The sequence below is a fragment of the Halobaculum rubrum genome (genome assembly GCF_019880225.1).
Taxonomy (GTDB): Archaea; Halobacteriota; Halobacteria; order Halobacteriales; family Haloferacaceae; genus Halobaculum; species Halobaculum rubrum.
Genome location: NZ_CP082285.1, coordinates 21510 through 41458 on the forward strand (window position 1 = coordinate 21510; position 19949 = coordinate 41458).

Genomic DNA, 19949 nt, shown 5'->3' on the forward strand with positions numbered 1-19949 from the left:
AATGCTCCAGTAGGATTTGTCATCGAATCAGCCCATATCCCAGAGGTCTTTGAGGTATTCTGAGTTGTATTTCTGAGGACCATCTGTTTTGACGTAGGTCTCGTGAGCCTCTAACAGGTCTAGAAATCCTGCCCGGGAGTTCTTATGATATCCATCGCGGAACGCTGGAATGGCTTGCTCATACACGAACTGCGCCATTTCATAATTGTAGTATAGATGTGGACCGATGTCTTCGATAAAAGCTTCAATCCCATCGAGAGTTGTAATTGAGATTCTAAGCTGGTCCTCTGATTCGTGAATCCGGGGGGAGTAGGGTTTGTCTTCCCAGTAACTGAGTAGATGTGGTTTCACTAGGATTTCAGGGTGTGAAAGGGTAATTCCCGCTGCTGGTGACATCGAATAGCCAATATCCCATTCTGAATTTTCACTAGTATTGAACCGGATTCGTCCCTTCGCGTCAAACATGCCTGCCACATATTCTGTTGAAATCTGGTCAGGATATGTTGTTTCAGGGAAGTCCTTTTTGACAGGAGTCTCGTCTAATTGGAACTCTTTTTTAAAATATTCAAATGTGTATTTTTTATTCGTTAATCTACTCCAATACGAATGTAATTCTGCCCACGTTTTGTAGAGTCGGAGGAATAATTCTCTGTCCGCACTGATGTTCTTCCCGCCGTACTCGTTGGCATAGAATGACAGAAACGACAGGCGTTCCGCAATTTGAATCCAATCACCACGCCCTAATTGACTCACCTCGATCAATGATTCATTGTTCCGTATTCTAACACGAGTTCCACTCGAGCGATTTTCGCTCGTTGTTCGTATCCCAGACTGCTCAAGAGAATCGACTATTATCCCTTCAATTAATTGGGAATCTCTGGTAGTGATGGTCAATGATGGGTCTAATCCGTACCCACCTGCGGTTTCTCTTGGTGCGAGCCGGGGATTACATAAGTAATCGATCAGCCCAATGAGATAGTCGTGAGGGACATCCAATTGCTCATTCGAGGGAGTCATTGGGCACCTGCTTCAGGGGTATTGAAGAATTGACCAGTCTCATTTGGCGGAGTGTGGTCAAGTCCTTTGTTTCTGTACTCATCCAACCGACTCCGATCAGCACTTGTTGTTAGGTTTACTCCGAAATGGTCTTCCAGCGCCTCAATCTGAAGATAGCAATCGAAGGCTTCGGAGTCCCGCTGAAGTCTCCGATACAGTCCTGCTTGGAATCGCAGCACTTGGGCAAGGCCTTCTTTCGCGTCATACCACGGGAGCGCAGAGCTATACGCCTCGGCACTCCGTTGTAGATGTCTCCATAGTTCAGAAGGCCACTCAGTGCCTCGACCGAGCACCTTACTAACTCGATAATATGCCTCTCCAAGCTTGAGAGCGTTCAATTTCGAATGTGCTGATTCAGCGTCGAACGTATCGCGATATGCCTCAAGTGCATCAATGACTTCCCGAAGCTTCTCAGCGTCGGCATCGACTAATCTTGCATCACCAATAGTATTCGCGATGATATTTTGTAACTGATCTATCTCAGTTTCTTGGTAGTCGTTGGCGAATTGCTCTATGATCGGGTGCCAGTCCAGAGACTCATCAAGTTCAACAACATCGTAGTATTGGAGCTTCTCAAACGTGTCTGATTTTGAGTCAATCCCGCCGTCGACTGATATTGTATACAAACTTGGCTCAGCTGGATCCCTCCTGAACATCACACGATCGGAGCCTGCCACGGTAACTACAGATGGATATAACCGGTCGAAAACCTCGTATTCGTGCAGGGTCAGCACTTCACCAGAGTTGACATCGATGATTTGAGCGGGTGCGCTATGCGGACAAACAATGATTGTCTCACCATCTTCTGAAATATCTACAACAGGTGAACTCTCGTCGGTTTGTAACTCGAACACCTGTGTTCCATCTGCTTCGACGACATGGATATGGGCTCCGGTAGACTTGCCGTACTCAATCCAATCAGCGAATATGAACCGACCAGAATCCGCGATTCCAACTGAACGAGGTTCAGAACACCGGTTATACCACGTGACAGAATCTTCCTGAAGTATGGCTACGTGGCCACGCTGATTTGATTTGTCGTATCGATATGCAGCAGTAAATTCACCCGACGGAGAGTCCATTGCTTCCATTCGAATATCCTGGCTGTCAGTAGTAAGGGTAAGCCAGTAAGTTTCCGACTGCATGTGGGTCTAACCTGGTGTTTAGGAGTCTTGTGCCAATTTAATCACGTCGGTAGAGAGCTCACTCAGGGCATCAGTCGGTCCCACGAGCTTTCCATGAAGCTCCTCCAACCCACTATTAGCATATTCTTGAGCGATTCGATAGACTTCTTTTTCATCACGGAGTACGTCGGTAGTTCGTGCATCACGTACTGCGACAGATTTGATGATCCACTTTTGATCGCTCTTCAACGAGCTGATATTGAAGAGCGCCTGACGGTCACCAGTTAGCGATGTTTTCCCGGTCTTCTTGCTGCCGTAAGCAACTGCGAACAGGAAGATTTCCATCCGCTGGGCTCCTTGAAATGGCGAGCCGTCGCTCTCTTGGAGCTCTTCGTACAGGTTGTCTTTAGACCGTTCAATACTCACGTCCCGTGGCGCGTCGGTCGACTCGTACTCTGTGTTACTCATAGGGAACCACCTTGGTCACTTCATTGGCGTATTCAAGTCGGTACTCGTTAGAGACACTGGGCTTAAGATTCGCTCGAACCTCATCGGTGTACTCCTCGTCGGTCATCAGGAACGTTATTTGGGAGTCATCAATGTACGATGGGAGATTGCGAGCGATTCGCTTCTTTGGCGTACTCGATATTCTTCCCAGCGGCGTGTCGATAATAATCGGGGCATTGAACCCACTAATCTGTGTGATTGCTGCGAGGAAGGAGAATGCCAACACTTGGCTCTCACCAGCAGATAACGACCCGATCTTGTTGTCGTTGCGCGGGCCTTCAACACGAACCTGATAATCGTCCCCGAGCTTGACTGTATATTCCTCTTCCTTCCAGATGATCTCGTTGAAGTATTCGTTCAGCTTCGCTTCAATCTCCGAGCGAACCGTTGAGAGGATATCCTCTTTAACTGAGACGAGCCGGTAACGAGATGTTTCGATAAATCGAATCCGCTTGAGGAGCTCAGCATTTTCCTCTTTCTGAGAGGCTGCTTCGTCGTATTCCTTCTTTTTCTCGTTTTTTAGTTCTTCAGCACTCTCGATTTCACTCTCCAAACGACCTTTCTTTTCGCGGAGTTTCGCAAGCTGATTGCTATACTCCTCTCGTTGGTTCTCTAATTCTTGAACATCGACATCATCCGGGATATCATAGGATTTCAGGTCCTCAGAGATTTCTTTGAGCTTCCTGTTGAGCCGCTTTTCTTCTTCCTCTGCTTCGACCAGGTCCTGACGAATCTGCTTAATTTCGTCAACTTCCTCAAAAGCATCATCAAGTAGGCCAGGGATGATCATCTTGCCCTCAAGATTATCCTCGTCTACCTCCGACATCTCCGACTTGAGACTCCGGAGGTGTTCTGTGCTCTCCTCTGTAATTGGTTCCCCACAAATACACGTTCCAGTTTCAATGAGTTCGTTGATGAACCAGTCTTGGATTTTGGGAGGAAGTTGGCCTTTCTCTGAGAGTTCGTCGAGTTTCTCTTTCGTATAAGTTAGTGATTTGTGAGCATACACTGCCGGGCCTGTCTGGACAAGCTCTTGACTGAGCCGCTCCTGTAACTGCTCAATCTCATCTTGTTTCTGTGAGAGGGCTCGAGTGAGGTTCTGACGGTCAACTTGTTTCTCCCGAACGTCGGGATCGCTGCTGTCACGCAGATCAGCATCGATTTTGTCTCGAAGATTCTGTGTATCTTCGATATTTTGTTTAGTGTTTTTGAGCTCCTTTCGCGTTGATTCGAGCTTTGAGAGAGCGTCTTCGTACTCCTGTCGCTTTTGTTCTGCTTCGCCGCCATCGTCGTCAATTTCGCGTCTTGTTTCAGCTTCTAGTTTCTCAAGATGGGTGATTGCCCTATCGAGCAATTCGATATGAGATACGTCCAGAAGACCACGGCGGACACGTTCTTGATATCCTTGTCCGAAGAAGTCGTCCAGCCGTTCGCCGTCAAATAAGAAGTACTCGTGTACGTGGGCGGGGAGAATCTGGTTGAGGCGAGTATTCGGTTGGTCGACAGTTTTCCAATCGCGGCCCAGCTTCTGTTTTAGTTGAAGCTCACCCAAGGTGCTACTGTACTTTCCATCAGGGAGCTTGACTGTCTTGAATTCTCGTTTGAATATATACTCAGGGGTCCCTTTTCCGAGCCGTAATTCTACATAGCCGGTCGCAGTTTCATTTCCATTAATTTCGCTCAGTCGCTTCCGGTTGACATAGGGGTACGATTCCAAGCCTGCGTCCTCCTTATCCGAAAGGTGTGTCTCTTTTCCGTAGAGACACAGCGTGATTGCATTGAGGATATTAGATTTGCCGGCTCCGTTCTGGCCCTCAATCACATTGATATTCTTCGATCCAGAAGTCTGGAGGTCGATTTCGACTTCACCAGCATACTGGCGGTAGTCTTTGATCGTGAGGGAAAGTATCTCTAAGCGGCTCATTTATTATGAGCTGTCCTCTTGCCAACTCTCAATGGTCGCATCGATGTATTCGTTGTAATCTGACTTGTAGTGGGGCTGGTCCATATCTAGATTCGAGCGCTCGAATCTCAGGATGTCGTCAATAAACTGACGGACGGACTCATCCTCGATGTCATCAACCTCATCCAGAATGAGCTCGTTCACGTCTTCCCGATCCATGCCACCAGCTACCGTTATGGACTACTTATGATTTTTGCATATAATTCAGACAGATGGATCTTCATCTCCGTCGTCTGTCGATACTCGGTATTGAATCCGTATCTCACCGATTGCATTTCTTGCCTGAATTTCGTTCTTCGCATGGGCTGCGAATTCCTCGAATCGCTTGAGTTCCTTCCTGAGAATGTTCCGCTCTGCATCTGCAACCGTGTCAGATGGATCGAGTGTCGGGACGACGATAAAATCGAAGATAGTGGATTTCTCTTTTCCAGGGGATTTGCGGAGCACCCGTCCCCTCCGTTGGATGAATTCCATTGGGTTGCCCGTATTTGACATTAAGATGGCTTGCTTGGTTGCTTCAACGTCGACACCCTCATCGAGGCATTTCATGGCGACGAGGGCATCGTATTCTCCCTCTTTGAATCCTGAGAGAATTCGTTGACGCTCCTCGCTGTCTTCTCTATACGTGAACTTGTGTTGGATGATCCCTTGCTCATTGAGGATATCCTGAACATGATCAATCTGGCTGGAATTCGTGTAGACCAAAAGATGGTCGATTGGGTCTAATCTATCAAGTACGGTGGACAACTGTGCATACTTGTTCTCAGCAGATTTGATGATGTTAGCTCGTTTTTGCGCTAAGCGCTCCACAACTTCATCATCAGCTTGGTCGTTGTGTGCAATACGGGCTAATTTCCGAGAGAGTTTTTGATACTCACTGAATTCATCAGCAGTGAGTTCGACAGGGACCGGATGGTACTCATACGGTGTGAGATATTCCGGAATCGCATCCTCAAGTGTGTACTCGAATACAGTCCCACCAAAGTACTCTAGGAGGAACTCTGTCCCCTCCTCATCATAGTAGCGTTCTGGGGTCGCTGACAGTCCAATTCGATACTCATACTCATCGACCAGCCCCTTTTGTTGATGATCCGATCCCAGATGATGCGCTTCATCGCCAATTAGCAGTGCGTTTTCAGAGAAGTTCTGAATCTGGTCAATGAAAAACTCATGACACAGTGTGGTGTGTGTTGTGAGTACGACCGCCTGGTCTAGGATGTCAATCTCAAGATTTTGCAGAGTTCTCGATAGATCACTTTTCCAGTCTGGATTATCTGTTCCATAGGCATACACTGGCGCCTCCAGTTGGAAGGCATCCATCTCAGACTCCCACTGAGGGGCTAAGTGAGTGAATGGAACTGCGATTACAACAAGACTAGGCCCCGAATCCTGGTTAGTTATCTCCTCAGCAGCCGCCAGTGCTGTAAATGTCTTCCCGGTTCCAGTTGCCATTTCGAATAGTCCCTTGCCTCCATTCGCGTGCCATTCATCCACTGCTTGGCGCTGATACGGCCGAAGGAGCGAAGCTCCTCCCTTGGACCCCCCAGTCGGGTCATCATATGGACGATAGTCATCATCTCGGAGCTGCGCGATGTCGTTCGCGACACTGTCGGGAATTGTGTACACCTCAACATCAGGGACTGCTCCCTCCCACAGTTTGTCAAATCGCCGTTCTTGGTGTGAAACGGCTTCTGCATCTCGTTCGCCTAACCAACTACAGTTGATTGAGTACGCTTCATAATTGCTGAGAGCGTGCTGGCTGTCATTCTGAGAGCCATGAAACGCGACTTTGTTCCCTGCTTCATCCCGCAGGATCCCAAACTTGTCATGGAAATCCCCACTCAGATCAACCTTAGGAACTGCAAATCTGATGTCAAGGATCCCATCAGCGATCATCCAGGCGATGGTATTGCGGGTATTGTATTCGAGATCGAAGCGAAGATTGGAAATTTCATCTTCAAGAGCCTCTCTGAGTACTTCATCCTGCTTTGCTTCAGAGCCTTTCTGCAAGGCTTCCCAGTCGTCTTCACCGATCATTGGACTGGTAATCCACTTGGCCGTCCCGCCATTTTCTGCTAAAGCAGCCATTCCTCTCGCCGCTGATCGCATCCACGAACTCGAGAAGTACCCAACACCGCGTTTGTATTTCGTTGCACGGGACAACAACGGCTCATAGAACTCAGAGACAAAATCGACCTCAGAAGTGTCAATAACGGGTGGGAACTCTAATTGGTCGAACAACTGGCTGTCAACCATCGTACCCGTTCATGCTCCGTTCACTGTCTTAACTGTACGGTGATTTGTACGGCTGATTTCTCAATATGCGAACTGCAGCAATTACCCCAAGCTGACCCATGGAAGTCGTCGAGTGCTGCCAGTGAGACAAACAGTTATACATTGAGAAGTGATTCCCACCCTCGTGGCAACGCTTCGAAATAAGACTACTAGCTCTGGTGTGATTGTTCGCTGGGTTCCTCACCCAACCCATAGCCGGCCAAGCACCTATCAAGTTCGTCGTCGAGCCGTTAATTTCCTCGCGGAAATTGGCTATGCTGTTCCATATGAAGGCGATGAAGTCGAAATTCCGTGGGACGTTTGTCGGCCATTGCGCATCCTTGGTGACCTCCATTTCAAATCAGAAACGAAGGGCCACCAGGACATCGGTCAAATCCAGAAAGTCTCAGAAACGTACGGCCAGTCGCTGTCAAATGAACAGCAGTCAAAACTCCGGTCTTATATTGAGACGCATGAGGCGTTTCAAGATCAACAACAGGAGTTGGAAGGAGAGCTGGATCATCTCCCGAGATTAAAAGAACGCCACCGGCCTGGTGGTGAAGAACCAGAGTCAACATCCGCTCGTCTTACCTCGTTTATAAAGGCAGCTCGCGGAGACTTGCTGGTTGGCAAAGCTAAAGGTCAGTCAAATTCAGGAAATACACACTTCAAGGCCTCTAACGGCACTGAATTGTCTATTGGGCCAGTCCGCCAACGCAAAATTCCCGAGCGTGTATTGGTGTGGCAGCTGTCCGGCGACCGGGGAATTTGTCTTCACGAGCAAGCATGGACGGCTAATTATATTGACTACTTCGAGCCCGGCGAACTCAGTCCAAATGGGACCCGAGTGGTGACATCGGAGTTCCAGCTAAATGAACTCGCTGAGTATCTCCAAGCACTCACACCACACTCAGACCAGTTACCGCCAGAGATACGCCAAGGCCCGAAAGTTATTGCTGCCAATTCGATTACTGAGACCTTGGCAATTGGATGGATTGACCAGCATTGTGTGTGGGTCAAGTCCCCCTGTACGCTCCAAGACAACGTTACAGTGGAAGTTATTGGAGCATCCGAGGCTGGAATTCATGCTCGGAGCGCTACCAGTGACACTCTAGAACAGGAATACACCCTCGGGGATGCGCTAGAACCAACTATTGTTTCCAGAGAGGAATCTACCACATGGGGACTCTATGAGGAGACTCTTGTCAAAATTCCTGCAGAGGTGCCAGAGTGGGTAACCACTCCAACTGTCGGTATTTCTGAGTTCAACGATAGGTACATTCAGGCGTCAGTCGATGATCTATCAGACCAGCGAAAGCCCTCTCCCGGTTCTGAAGTTGAGATTAACGATGGTGAGCTTGTCAATTATTCTGGCATACCGGTTGATACTGGAACAGAGTCTCCCAAAGTTTGGCAATATACCGCTGAGGTTACTGAGGTTTCACACGGTCAAGTCATCACATCGATTGTGCCGCGTGCTGAGGGGCTCGGACTCAATACCGGCGACGAGATTGTAGTAGATACTGACGTAGTCAATGATGGGTCATTATGGGGGGCATTAGAGGATATCCCTGTTACTGTTGAGGCGGATGAAACCCTTGTTGCAGGGGCTGTAAGAGCAACTGTTACCGAAGTATCTCAATCGCATATTCATGCGTCTTTTAATTCGTATGTGACTGAGACGCTGACCGAAGACTCACCATGGACTGAGGCTATGACTGAAGGGCTGGAGCAGCTCTCTACTGGCGCATACGATGCTGCGTTAGAAGCCTTCAAAATAGCGGAAAACAGCGTTACCCCGAGTGGTGAGGTCTGGAAAGCAGAAGCCAAGCTAAATCAAGCAATCACGAGAGCAGAAAGAGCCAGATCTGCCGGGCAGGTTGCAGAGGCATGTGACCAGTTTGAGCGCCTTACAAGAGATCTCAGTTCGGATCAACAGCGTTCGTCGGTCTGGGGACGAGTAGAAATCGAACGTACTGCATATCTCTCATTTATCCGCGCCTGTGAAGCGAAGCCACCTCGGGATTGGTCACTGTCACGGAACGACTACCTGAGCGCGAGTGTCGCTGCAAAAGAGCATCTGAAAGCTGCAGGTACTGCATATCAAGAACTCGATTTTTCGACCGATAGCCAGGCCCACTCTCATGTGCACCCTGTCGCCCTGTCCGGTGCAGCAACTATCGTAGAAGAACTACGCGGTGCATCGGATGAGATCGTGATGGCTACCGAGACGCTCCCTCAGAGGTGGTGTCCCATCCTTCACGCTCCCCCAGAGACGATATTGGCGACAACCCACCCGGATGTCGTTCCATTCCATTCACACCGCGAGCCCAGTGAAAGGGTTTCGCGCCTTCGTACTGAAGCAACCTCGGTGGGCGGGGAAAGTGAACTGGTAGAATCAGGAGCTAAGCTATTAACCTATGCAAATACGCAAGCAATCGCTTCGTACGTCCATGCGCGTTCGGAAGGCGTCTGTGAAGCGTGCGGAAATGATGCGGCGTTCGAAGCAATCGATGGAACGCCACATCTTGAACTTCACCACGTTGACGAACTCACTCGATCGGGTCCATTGACGCCAGCTCGTGTCGTGGCATTATGCCCGACGTGCCACGCACGGATCCACTATGGAGCTGATGGAGAGGCAGTGAATGAGGCAGTACGTTCGAAATTAACGGCCGGGCTCGGTGAGTTAGGAGCAGAGCGTTCCTGATTCTTCAGTTATCCCAGTAGACGGAGCGACAACAGAGTACTCATTTGATGTGGTCGGCAACGCCCATGCTGTCAACTGATTCTTCGACGGTCGGATCAGCAACTCCAGATTTCGAGCCCGTCCGGTTCAGGGACGTTACTCGGCAGAGTCCGCTTCGCCACCACGGCGGCGATGGAATGCAATTGCAACGAGACTGACGATGGCGATACCGGTGATGAACTTTGACCGTGACATAATCTTGATGAGCTGTCTGGAGGTCCTCAACGACCGCAGGTGAAGCATGCTGGAGCCCGACGCGAAGAGCCAGCCGAACAATCTCTGAACGATCGTACTTCTCGTCGACGTCGCGGTTGAGAGCCTTGCGAAGATCATCCCCAACCTGCTTCGACCGCTCAGGATTCTCCATAAGCGTGGTCAGTAACGCAGCAGCCGACTGATCGCGGAGTGCGATCGTCTTGCGTTTTCCGCCATTCTCGATGGAATCAAGCGCAGCAACGATGTCGTCGCCAGAAGGGTCGACGAAACACTCCGACAGCTGCTGGAACTCGTCGCCAGTGTTTATCAGCGTCGGCAAGTTCAGTAGGGACGAGAGCCGCTCCATCTTCCCTAGGAACTCGTCGGTGAACTCCTCAATGACTCGTGGATATCGTTGAACTGTCAGGGACGATCGTCTCGTAGGTGGACTTGTTGACCTTGGAAACAGGTTTACTGACGCCCCCAAACACAGACTTACCCAAACTCGCCCAGCGACGGCTCCACAACGCCCGACACCGCCCGCTGAATCCGCTCGCGATCCCACCCGAGCGGCGACACCACACTCTCGGCAGCCCGAATCGCCTCGCGCCGATACCACTCGACATCATACCGCCCCAACGACTCAAACCCCAACCGTACCCGCCCCAACCCCGTCGCCTCATCATCCACCACCAGATACTCGACGCGCTGCCCGGGTTCGAGCGCACAGTCCTTCCACTTCGCACGCTTCAACGCCGCCACCGTCACCGTCTCGTAGCGATACTGCTCAGCGCGCTTCGACACGCGCTGTGTCACCAGTAACTCGATCGGGTCCACCTCGCCCTCTTCCAACCGCCTGAGCCACCGCCGCAGCTCCCCGACGACGGCCTCCACGTCGTGGGTCCGGTCTAACGTTTGGATCAACGCCGCCTGCAGCCGCACAATCCACGCCGGCGTGTCGTCCTGGCGGCACTCGATCCCCCGGGTCTTCACTGCCTCACCCACACCCTCGTCAGGCAACTCCACTCCACGTCGCCGGCCGAAATACCGCGTCAGCGCCCCACCATCACTACCGCGGCGCGGACAGAAGGCGACCCACTCGAAGGCGCCCTCGTACTCCAATTCGATGCCCACCTCCGCACTCACTTCCCGAGCAATCACATCCAACTCCCGCCGCTCTCCATCCTTCACATCTGGCGCGGGCGTCACCCAGATCGAATCGACGATCCCGTGGAGCACACGCCACCCGCCGGCCTCGAGCGCGGCCTTCGCATCGAGCAGAATCTCCCGGGCAAACGCGTTGATTGCTTCGTGGCACTCGATGCGGCCGTACTTCGCGTTCGAGAAGCCCTGGTAGCCGAAACACGACACCAAAATCCACTTGATCGCCGCCGAACGCGATTCCAACGCCGCGATCTCTTCGGGATCGTCCGACTCACGAATTCGCTGTTTGATCGCATCCCGGCCGTCGATCAACGGACCAAGCACGGCGGGAAGGTACCCGTCGCGTTCACAGATCGAATATCCCACTTTTGGAACTCGTGGGGTATCACAGCAGCCACACCGCACCGTCTCGGGTGAGATGTTGTATTCACGGATGATGTTCGGATACAGCGAGGAGAAGTCGAGCTCGTGGACGTCCTCATGCACCCCCACTTCGGGCGCTAATGTCGTTCCGCCGCGGTCGGCGGTATCGAGTGTCGCCGCCGAGCGGAAGAACTCCGGGCGCCACGCCTGCCACGGCACCAACACGCCCCGCGAACGCGCCTCCCGGATCTGCATCGCGGTCAACACTCGCCCGATCGACGCCCAGCCGAGCTCCTCCAACGGCAGCCCAGCCCGCGCAACCAGATCGAGACAGCCCTCGAGGCCTGCCTCGTGCACAAAGAACGAGTTCGAGCGGTCGAGCAGCACTCTCCCCGGCACCGAATATCGCGCCGGCGAGTGACCGACGTTCCCGTAGCTCGTGTACGTCGAGGCCGACGCCAACTGTGTATAGCCCGGCTCTCGCCCAAGCTCGAACGGCCGCAGGCCATACTCCGCCGCTGCCTCGAACAACAGTGGGACGACCTCCGCGGTATCGACGACCAGCACGTCCGGGTCGACGCTCGCGACGCACTCGCCCACGGCCTCAACCACCTCTCGCGGCGTCGCACCAACGCGCTCACCGTCAACGGTGAGCTTGGGCAGGGCCTCTACCCCGGACTCGTGGGTCGGGAACCCAAGCTCGAGCGTCCGAAGCTCCCGCACATCCGTATCGGGCGCCGGATCTGTCCCGGTTTCAAGCGTATACCGGAACTGCCGCGTGAGATCGACATTGTAGCAGGTGTACGCATCGGCGCCCCCGAACTGCTGGACGCGGCGCGCGACCGAGCGGACGTCGTCGATCTCGCGACACTCGATCTTGAGGACCGGCCGGGCGTCAGCGCGGAACGTCTGGCGCCACACGTCCACTGAGAGCGACTCGACGGCCGCCTGCCCCCTGAGGAACGAGCGCAACTCCTGAAGCGCCTCAGTGAGCGCTCCACGCGCCGGCAACTGTACTCGCGGCGTCTGGCCACCATGCTCACCGTACAACTCCGAAACAGGCGCTCCGACGTACATCGTGGGTCGGTAGTCGTCGACGCGGGTGCGTTCGATACCGTCGGGCGTGAGGCGCCATTCGACGACCGTGGAGCCGTCGTAGTCGATCGCGAGTACCATCGCTATCGCTCACGCTCGACCGGCGTCTCGGCCGTCGTAGCGGTCTTACCGAGCCAGCCGCCCCGTGGTTCGGATCTCGGCGACGATTCACGCCATGGTCCCGTAGCGGTGATCACAGACAGTGAAAGACTGCAAGAGGGGATATGCCTCAGCCATCTAGAGTGAAAGTAGTCCACAGGTCTCGACCGGTCCAAGTTTCGGCTATTGTGGGGATAGTAGGCCGTTCCACAGCACTTCCGTACGAACTTCCAAGTACGTATCTCGGAGTCGCTGACAGGTGAAAGTAGATCCCGCTCACGAAGAAATGTAGCCGACCGTTTGCGTTTCCACGTCCGCAATGCGTTCGTCGACAAGCGAGGTCAGATGATATTCAACGTCTGCAGAGCTGTTGAGCGTCGCCAGCGACCACGGGAGGACGTGACTTCGGTTTCCAAGCGGTTCGCCCGCGTAGTCGTCATCGTGGAGCGTGAGCGATTCCTCGTGATAGGTTTTGGAGGAAATCAAGACTGTGATGAGCTGGACGCCGTGGGTAGCAAACTGCGGAGTCCCCAAGATGAGCATTGGGCGGCCCTTCTCGGAGAGTGGGTCAGTCCCCCAGATGATGTCGCCGCGTTCGAGGTCATCGAACGCGGTCACTGCACCCGCTCCATCTCATCAGTCTGGAGGTCCTCAAGTTGCTCCTCGCCATACTGCTCGGCTGCAGTCTCGTGGTGCTGGTGCAACCGATAGGCGGCTTGGAGTCGCTCTTTATCGTCCGTTATCGCCCAGTACGGACGCTTGTGTCGGACGAGCCCTCGTTCTTTGAGTCGTGAGAGAATCGCACTGACGGCGTCGGTATCCAGTTCGAGTTCCGCTGCGATCGTCGCCGCCTTCCACGCCCGGTCGTCGTGTTCGTCGAGAAACAGCACGATGCGCTCGGTGTCAGTCCGCTCCTCGAACTCGTCGGGGTCGGCGTTCTCGAACTCGTCGATATCGATCGTGCCGCTCGACATGTGCGAGTGTTGGTGCTGTTTGAACATAGCTGTTTGGACTGTTGGATAGCTGGCTCTGGTGCATCTATGAACTTCAACAGCGTCGAGTATCCGGATTTTGAAGCGCCGTAGATACTATTGGTCAGCTCTGTTGAAACCCTCGGTTGCTGACAGATCGTTGAGCCCCTGCTGCATACAACGCGCATATCTTGTAGAGAGTGTCTCTCGTTCGAAACGCGACCACGGGAAACCATCACGTGTTCCGACTCAAAGTGGTGGAAGCCTCCGATCCGTCGTGCTCAGTTGAGGTATGATAATGCTAACTTATGTACTTATATAACATATATTATTAATAATGAGTGAAAAAAGTCGTACGGATGTTGAAGGGTCGGATACTACCGATAGTACTCCGCTGGCGACACGGCGAGCGGTCCTCGCAGCGGGTGGGGCTGTCGCACTCGGTGGATTAGCAGGGTGTTCGGCGCTCGATGGGCTGTTAGAAAGTGCCAGCGAACAGGTCGTCGGAACGACGGTGTCTGCACCGGCGGCGTTGTACGCGGGTCGGCCGCCATCGACCGGATCGGCGGGGAGCGCCAGCGAGCAGGAGCGCAGCGCTCAGCCGCGGTTCTACCGCAACGGCCCGGCCGATGTCAGCCACATTCCGGCAACAGTCAGTCTCGACTCCCAGAATATCGAACTCGAAGGCTGGTCCACCAGCGCGGTAACGAAGGCCCCGGACTCCGACGGCGACTACACGCCCATAATCAAAGGGGCTCAGGCCCAGGACTACAACTCCTCGCGCTCCAACAAATACGAGTGGTGGGCCGGGCCCGACGAGGATGACGATGACGAGGATGGAGACACCCTCGACGCGATTCACGACGTCGAACTGGGGTTGCTCAGCCACGTCACCAGCGCCCAGGCCGCCGTAGCCCGAGAAGACCAGAACGCCGCCAGCACAGCCTTCGACGCGTTCATCGACACCACCGAAGACGCCCTCCGACCGGCACTCGACAAGTGTGGGACCGGCGTCTGTGAGACCGTCCGTGAAAATTCGGATGGTCGAGTACAAGGGATTCGGATCGCCCGGGGGGCCGTCGAGGAGGAGGACTGGGCCGCCGCACGGCGGGAACTCGAAGGCGTCGAGGAGATCGTCCTCAGCGATATCGAACGCCTCGACGACGAACTCGTAGCGCGCGACCCGGGCCGGCCGCGATTCATCGATATCATCGAGTATCTGCGGGACGCACCGACCATCGGCGAGTCGTTCTCAGTGTGTCTGCCCGACGCCAGTCTTCCGGGCGACCGTGGCTCGCTGGCCGAGGTTCTCACACTGGACCACGTGCTGGCGTACTTCGCGTCCTCGTACGAACCAGACGGGCGACGGACACCGTTCAACAACCTATATGACCCGGTGTGCTGCTTCGATTACACCGACGACAACTATATCGACCTCGACGGCCCCATCTCGCTCCACGAGGACGTCGCCCGCCAGAACATCCTCTCGGCGAAGCTGGACACCTACACTACCGAGAACCGGGCCATCGTCGGCGACGGTACTGATGGTGGCACCGTCGTTAGTGCCGCGGCGGCGTCGGCCGACACCGACGGGAAACGAGTCTTCCTCGCGTCCGGAGATGTCACGGGCGAGCTTATCCTGGGCGAAGACAGGGATATGGTGATGCCGGGCGATAATGTGTCGGTGGGTGACTCCGGTGGCGATGGTTCGGTCAGTCCATCGCTGGTCTGTCCCGTGACCGTGACGCCGGAGGACTGTCCGTGTCCGTTACCTGGGCTGTTCTACCTCAAGCGGGTCCGCAACGACGACCAGATCGTCTTCGCCGGCGGCTGGGTGCTCGACGAGGGTGCGCTCTTCGAGGATTCGGTGACCCTCCTGTTCGCGGAGGGGCCGACCGAGGTCGCGAGCGTGACCCCGGAGGACATCGAGAGCGACGACTACGATGACCGCATCGTCGAGCAGTTCTCCCGCGACCGGAGTCGATTCGGCTCGGCTTTGGTCAGTGGGGCCCCCGAATCTGTCGCCGACTCTGGGATGATGCCAGGCCCTCTAGGGGGTATCCTCGAGGGAGACAACGACGAGCAGATGGCTGACGGCGGTGGCGGGGGAGTAGACATCCTCGGGATGGAGGCGGAAAAGCTGGCTGTATCAGCACTGGACGCCCCGCTCGTTCATCTCGCTGGTGCCGGAGAGCTATCGAAGGGCGATAAGGTCGCAACGGGCAGGATCGAAACCGGAGTGATAAACTCTGGCGAGGAAGTCGACATCCTGTAAATGGGTGCCGAAAAATAAGCGTCGCGTTCGAATAGCACGCTGGGAATCAGTTGTATATCGATACTCTGCTGTATAGACGCTTTGTATCTCGCACGGCACTGTTGTCAGCGGTGAAGGGTTTCAACAGAGCCTATTGGTCGCACTCAACCGCGTCTTCAAGACGCGCCTCCAATTCCGCAACGCGCTCCTCGAGCTCGTCGATGCGGTCCTCCTGTTCGAGGTCGATGCTCACCAGCACCGGCGCAAGGCGGTCGGGGTGATTCAGGTGACTCGCAGCGTCGGCGTGCTCGCGAGCGTAGGTGAACAGGCGGTCGAGCAGCGGCTGATGGCGCCGGCGCAGCGCTCGCCGGAAGTCACTCCACTCCTCTTCCATCCGCCCGAGTACATCACGGAACGTCGGGTTCGTGCGCCCCACGCTCACCACCCCTCGGGGGTGACCGGCGACGTCGTCGACGATGCGCTCGGCGACTCCCCAGCGGTGTCGACCGGCGCGTCGACGGCGCGAGCGCGGTGCTGGAGGATCTCCCGCCAGAACGCGAGCGTCGTCTGGAGCCACCCGTCGCCCGTATGGTAGACGAGCGTCTCCGAATCGGACTCGGCGTCGTCGCTGGTGAACCGCGGCCCGAACGACGTTGCCTGGCAGGTGAGTGTCTCTCCAGCGGCGGCCTCGATCGGCGCCGACAGTTCGTCGTCGCGAGCGCGAGTGATCACGACCGGCAGGTTGCGGTCACGGGCGAGCCCAGCAAGCGTCGCGAGCCGCTGGACGAGCAACTCCTGGGCCTGTTCACGTGGGATGTCGTCCTCACGGTAGAGCAGATCCATTGCGGGGACAACTACGAGTGCCGGGTCAGTGCGTTCGAGCGCGGCGTTCGAAACCACCCGCGGCAGCCGATCGAGCAGCGAGGCGTGCTGATACGCTGTGAACCCACGAGCGACCGTGATCCGTTCCAAGTACTGCGGGTGTGGCGCAAGCGTCGCGAGCGTCGACGTCTGGACGTGCCCGCCGGCATCGACCCAGAAGGCGTGATCACCTGCCGAGAGGAGCTGGTCGAGGACGAGCGCGCACAACGGCTCGGCGCCGAGGTCGGCGTCGATCTCCAGGAGCGTCACACCCGCTTCGAGCGTGGGCAGTTCGACACCATCGTGCGGCTGGTCGCGATGCATACCAGATCGGACGGAGAGCACGCATAAGGGGCTCAGCCATGCGTGTGGAGTGGAAGTGAAAGTGAACAGCCCAGTGAGCGCAACCGTGTGACTTTCAGCCTGCTCGCGGCCGGTTACGACAGTTTCGTCTCTGCGGGCGTTTATCTCAGATGGAGTGTGTATGACCCGGAAGTGAACCCCGTCTTGGTGGCCATATTGTAGCGGTCGCGAGAAGCGGACCAACTGCAGTTAGAGACGGGGTCAGTCCAGTGGCAAACTAGAGAAGCGCAGTCGGCCAGCTCATTCCGCTCAACTCCCTCCCCCCTACCATACCCTCGTCTCCTGAAACGCGCGTGTACCTGATACTGGCCCACTGTCATTCTGGCCTTGCACTGCCCACTGTGTGGCCCTCCTCCCTCCGGCGGCGCCGCGGCGAGACCTCGAGGCACGTCGACGAGTAGAGAGTTGGTACGCAACTTGAGCTCGAGAAGTTGGACCGACGACAGTATCCCTCTACTGTAGACATCATGAAAATCCGCAGATATGTCAGAAATCAATCGATACAGCTGAGAGAGAATTATGCATGTTGGTCGTTGGCTCCAACACGGACGAGGCGATGATGGCGCTGAACGCCAGCACCGCGGTCACGACGAGCAGGAGGCCCGTCCCCATCACGATCGGGTTGGCTTGGATCCTGCGGGCGATACTGTTCTCGAACGTCGGTGTGCGTATGTGCATGGTGTTGCTGCTGCTGGTCGCGGAGCTATCGCTTCGCCTGCGGGCTGCGCAGGGGTGGCTATCGTGTCCTCGACCGTGGTACCGAGGTCCCGCTCTTAAGGGTAGCGCCGTTTGGGCCGCTACAGGTGCTTGTACTCGACGAAGACTTGGTCGCGATCCGCCTCACTGATCGGGAACTCCTCACTGGACAGCTGCTCCGCGACCGCCTCGTGGGCCCGCTCGAAGTTGCACCCGGCCACCGGGATGTACGCATCGTCGGCTACCTCGTCGGGGCCACTCGCCGCTGCCATCGCACTCACGTACGCGATGACCGGTTCCCCGGCCGTGATCGTCACCTCGGAGGTCTCCGGGTACTGCTCGCGGAACGGAGCCAGCGACACGAACTTGTCCAGACACTCCACCGAGCAGAACGACACCTCCCCGTAGTCCGCGTCCATCCCACCGACCCGCGCTCCTAACAGCAGGTCGAGGTTCCCCTTCTGTGGCGCTTCCCCACACCCCGGCGCGGCACACTCTCCGTCGATCGCGAGTTCGAACCCCTCCGAACCCCCCTCAGTAGTTGTGTCTGAAACGGGCACGACTCGCTCGGTACTCCGCTGACTGTGTGACGTCTTCGAAGTCATCTCGCCCGTCGACTGAGGACAAATGGCCGGGCTGGTTCCCCGTCGTAATCTCCCCCCGCTTGCCCCGGTGTTCTGACTCGTCTTCGACTGGGTGTGGTGGCTGTCGTCGATTGGTGTCTTGGGCTTCTTCCTATCAGGTTTCCCGAGTTGTTTGTCGATATCTGCACTACGGTTCTGATTCGTTGGCATGGTCTCCTGCAAGCAACGGCGGGTCCAACGAGTGCGGTGGCGGTCGCGGAGCTGGTGCGGCGCCGTCGCGGTCGCGGTTCGAAGCCGGGAGAGGTGCGGTCGATCCCGCCCCGCCGACGCAAGCACAGAAGGCGAACATCGTGAGCCGAGGCGCGCAGCGAGGCGCGGCGGGTCGACCGTGCCGACTCCCGGCTCAGGCTGGGGCACCACGATCGAGTCGGCGGTCGCTGTCGCGGTCGAGTTCCTGTATCAAGTATGTGGTAGGTTGGTGTTCGATGTGGGTACTGTCCCACCGACTCGATCTGCGTCTGTCCCTATGGGGCTCCCACTGGTCTGCCCCCCACTGGTCACTCGTCTCACCGAGAGTCTCCCCATGGGCCTCCCAGGGTCACTGGGCGATCGCTCGGCCGGATGTCGCCTGTGCGTAGCACCGGTCGATGGGCTGGTCGATAGCCGCGCGGATCGCCTCGGCTTGCGCTGGGGTGACGACCTCGTCGACGGGGCGTGTCGCGGCGCCGCCACTGCGGAACGATCGCCACGGGTTGTCCCCCCGGCTCGAGTCGTCGCGGTCGACGTCGACGATGGTGACTCCTGGGCCGACTGCCCACGGGATGTCGGACAGCCACTCGGCGTGCGAGTCGGTGATGTATCGAGATTCTGATAGAGCCTCCGGCGACTGCGGACCCCTCTGACCGGCGGTCAGGAAAGAGCCGGATGGCTCGTCTGCCCAGTCCCTTCCTCCCTGCGCCGACTGCCTCGAGGTCACCGCTCGGTTCGGGCCAACCCCCCACCACTTCCAGTATCCTCTACCCTCCATCTTCAGTCGCTATCGGCGACTGCCGATCCGCTGTGGCGGGGCCACTCCTCTGCTGGTCGATCGGCCAGTCGTCCATCCTCGGTTGTCGTCATGTCCAACCCCCCACCCGCTGATTCCTATATCAGCTCCCAGAGAGATCGAAGGTCCCACTGGCCGCTTGGCGGTGTCTTCGATTTTGCTTGGCCTGTCGGCCTTGGAGACAGGAGCTGTGCTCCGTAACGTCATATAGGGGGTTATTCAATACGGGCTTTATGTACCCCTCCCCTCGACGCAAACCCTGTAAAAAAGGGCAGTCAACTGAAGAGATGCTTGAACAAAGTATTCGTACAGATTTGAGGGTATCAGTGGCCAAAACGGGGATAAGCGTGATAGATTGCGAGATTAATAACTCCATTGTAGATTACCCTGTCCACACCCCTGTCCGGAACAAATTCACACCCCTATCCACCTATTGCCGTACAGCGATTTTTGATGATTGCATGATTGTAATAACTGAGAAGTGTATTTCCGATTCCGATATTAGCGATGGACAGGGTGGCGGACAACCCCTCAACCCGGTGCCGTATGGTTATTTTCAGGTTTAGCGGACTGCTCCCCCCCTGTC

The 19949-nt window shown here is 55.7% G+C and carries 17 protein-coding genes; 2 read left to right on the plus strand and 15 right to left on the minus strand.

Translation table 11 applies throughout. The features are described from left to right. Positions 1 to 27 precede the first annotated feature (27 nt). The 6 genes from K6T25_RS15175 to K6T25_RS15200 form a co-directional block, all read right to left on the minus strand. Entirely contained in the window at positions 28 to 1017 is a 990-nt protein-coding gene (locus K6T25_RS15175; RefSeq protein ID WP_222918206.1) for a hypothetical protein, read from the minus strand. After that, positions 1014 to 2147 carry a hypothetical protein gene (locus tag K6T25_RS15180; RefSeq protein ID WP_222918208.1) on the minus strand — a complete coding sequence of 378 codons (1134 nt, stop codon included), beginning with the start codon at positions 2145 to 2147 and terminating at the stop codon, positions 1014 to 1016. Before K6T25_RS15180 ends, K6T25_RS15175 begins: the two co-directional genes overlap by 4 nt. A gap of 72 nt (positions 2148 to 2219) precedes the next feature. Then, complete coding sequence (locus K6T25_RS15185) at positions 2220 to 2648, minus strand: hypothetical protein (RefSeq protein WP_225917879.1); 429 nt, start codon at positions 2646 to 2648, stop codon at positions 2220 to 2222. Continuing rightward, positions 2641 to 4611: an AAA family ATPase gene (locus K6T25_RS15190; protein WP_222918210.1), complete on the minus strand. Its 1971-nt coding sequence runs from the start codon at positions 4609 to 4611 to the stop codon at positions 2641 to 2643. Before K6T25_RS15190 ends, K6T25_RS15185 begins: the two co-directional genes overlap by 8 nt. Positions 4612 to 4614: 3 nt before the next feature. After that, positions 4615 to 4809, minus strand: a complete 195-nt coding sequence (locus tag K6T25_RS15195; RefSeq protein ID WP_222918212.1) for a hypothetical protein — start codon at positions 4807 to 4809, stop codon at positions 4615 to 4617. Between the two features lie 45 nt (positions 4810 to 4854). Further along, the gene (locus K6T25_RS15200) at positions 4855 to 6906 is read right to left on the minus strand and encodes a DEAD/DEAH box helicase family protein (protein ID WP_222918213.1); all 2052 of its coding nucleotides are present in this window, start codon (positions 6904 to 6906) and stop codon (positions 4855 to 4857) included. Positions 6907 to 7069: 163 nt separating this feature from the next. On the opposite strand from K6T25_RS15200, the gene K6T25_RS15205 reads away from it, so the two are divergent. Next, positions 7070 to 9634 (plus strand): HNH endonuclease signature motif containing protein, encoded by a 2565-nt coding sequence (locus K6T25_RS15205; protein ID WP_222918215.1) that lies wholly within the window; start codon positions 7070 to 7072, stop codon positions 9632 to 9634. Between the two features lie 40 nt (positions 9635 to 9674). On the opposite strand, the gene K6T25_RS15210 is transcribed toward K6T25_RS15205, so the two are convergent. The 4 genes from K6T25_RS15210 to K6T25_RS15225 form a co-directional block, all read right to left on the minus strand. Further along, positions 9675 to 10235 (minus strand): DUF8115 family protein, encoded by a 561-nt coding sequence (locus K6T25_RS15210; protein WP_222918218.1) that lies wholly within the window; start codon positions 10233 to 10235, stop codon positions 9675 to 9677. 128 nt (positions 10236 to 10363) lie between these two features. Next, a complete protein-coding gene (locus tag K6T25_RS15215; RefSeq protein ID WP_222918220.1) occupies positions 10364 to 12571 on the minus strand; it encodes a type B DNA-directed DNA polymerase in 2208 nt (735 codons plus the stop codon). 294 nt (positions 12572 to 12865) lie between these two features. Further along, positions 12866 to 13207, minus strand: a complete 342-nt coding sequence (locus K6T25_RS15220; RefSeq protein WP_222918222.1) for a PemK-like protein — start codon at positions 13205 to 13207, stop codon at positions 12866 to 12868. Continuing rightward, the gene (locus tag K6T25_RS15225; RefSeq protein ID WP_222918224.1) at positions 13204 to 13563 is read right to left on the minus strand and encodes a MarR family transcriptional regulator; all 360 of its coding nucleotides are present in this window, start codon (positions 13561 to 13563) and stop codon (positions 13204 to 13206) included. The genes K6T25_RS15220 and K6T25_RS15225 overlap by 4 nt, the downstream gene beginning before the upstream one ends. Before the next feature lie 511 nt (positions 13564 to 14074). On the opposite strand from K6T25_RS15225, the gene K6T25_RS15230 reads away from it, so the two are divergent. Beyond that, positions 14075 to 15835 carry a hypothetical protein gene (locus K6T25_RS15230; RefSeq protein ID WP_225917880.1) on the plus strand — a complete coding sequence of 587 codons (1761 nt, stop codon included), beginning with the start codon at positions 14075 to 14077 and terminating at the stop codon, positions 15833 to 15835. A gap of 130 nt (positions 15836 to 15965) precedes the next feature. Here K6T25_RS15230 and K6T25_RS15235 read toward each other — a convergent pair whose 3' ends face one another. The 5 genes from K6T25_RS15235 to K6T25_RS15255 form a co-directional block, all read right to left on the minus strand. Next, complete coding sequence (locus tag K6T25_RS15235) at positions 15966 to 16250, minus strand: DUF8156 family protein (RefSeq protein ID WP_222918246.1); 285 nt, start codon at positions 16248 to 16250, stop codon at positions 15966 to 15968. A 2-nt stretch (positions 16251 to 16252) separates the two neighbouring features. Beyond that, positions 16253 to 16999 carry a P-loop NTPase family protein gene (locus tag K6T25_RS15240; RefSeq protein ID WP_222918225.1) on the minus strand — a complete coding sequence of 249 codons (747 nt, stop codon included), beginning with the start codon at positions 16997 to 16999 and terminating at the stop codon, positions 16253 to 16255. A gap of 525 nt (positions 17000 to 17524) precedes the next feature. Further along, the gene (locus K6T25_RS15245; RefSeq protein ID WP_222918227.1) at positions 17525 to 17716 is read right to left on the minus strand and encodes a hypothetical protein; all 192 of its coding nucleotides are present in this window, start codon (positions 17714 to 17716) and stop codon (positions 17525 to 17527) included. 119 nt (positions 17717 to 17835) lie between these two features. After that, on the minus strand, positions 17836 to 18294 hold the full coding sequence (locus K6T25_RS15250; RefSeq protein ID WP_222918229.1) for a hypothetical protein: 459 nt from the start codon (positions 18292 to 18294) through the stop codon (positions 17836 to 17838). 622 nt (positions 18295 to 18916) lie between these two features. After that, positions 18917 to 19345, minus strand: a complete 429-nt coding sequence (locus K6T25_RS15255) for a hypothetical protein (protein ID WP_222918231.1) — start codon at positions 19343 to 19345, stop codon at positions 18917 to 18919. Positions 19346 to 19949: the final 604 nt, after the last annotated feature.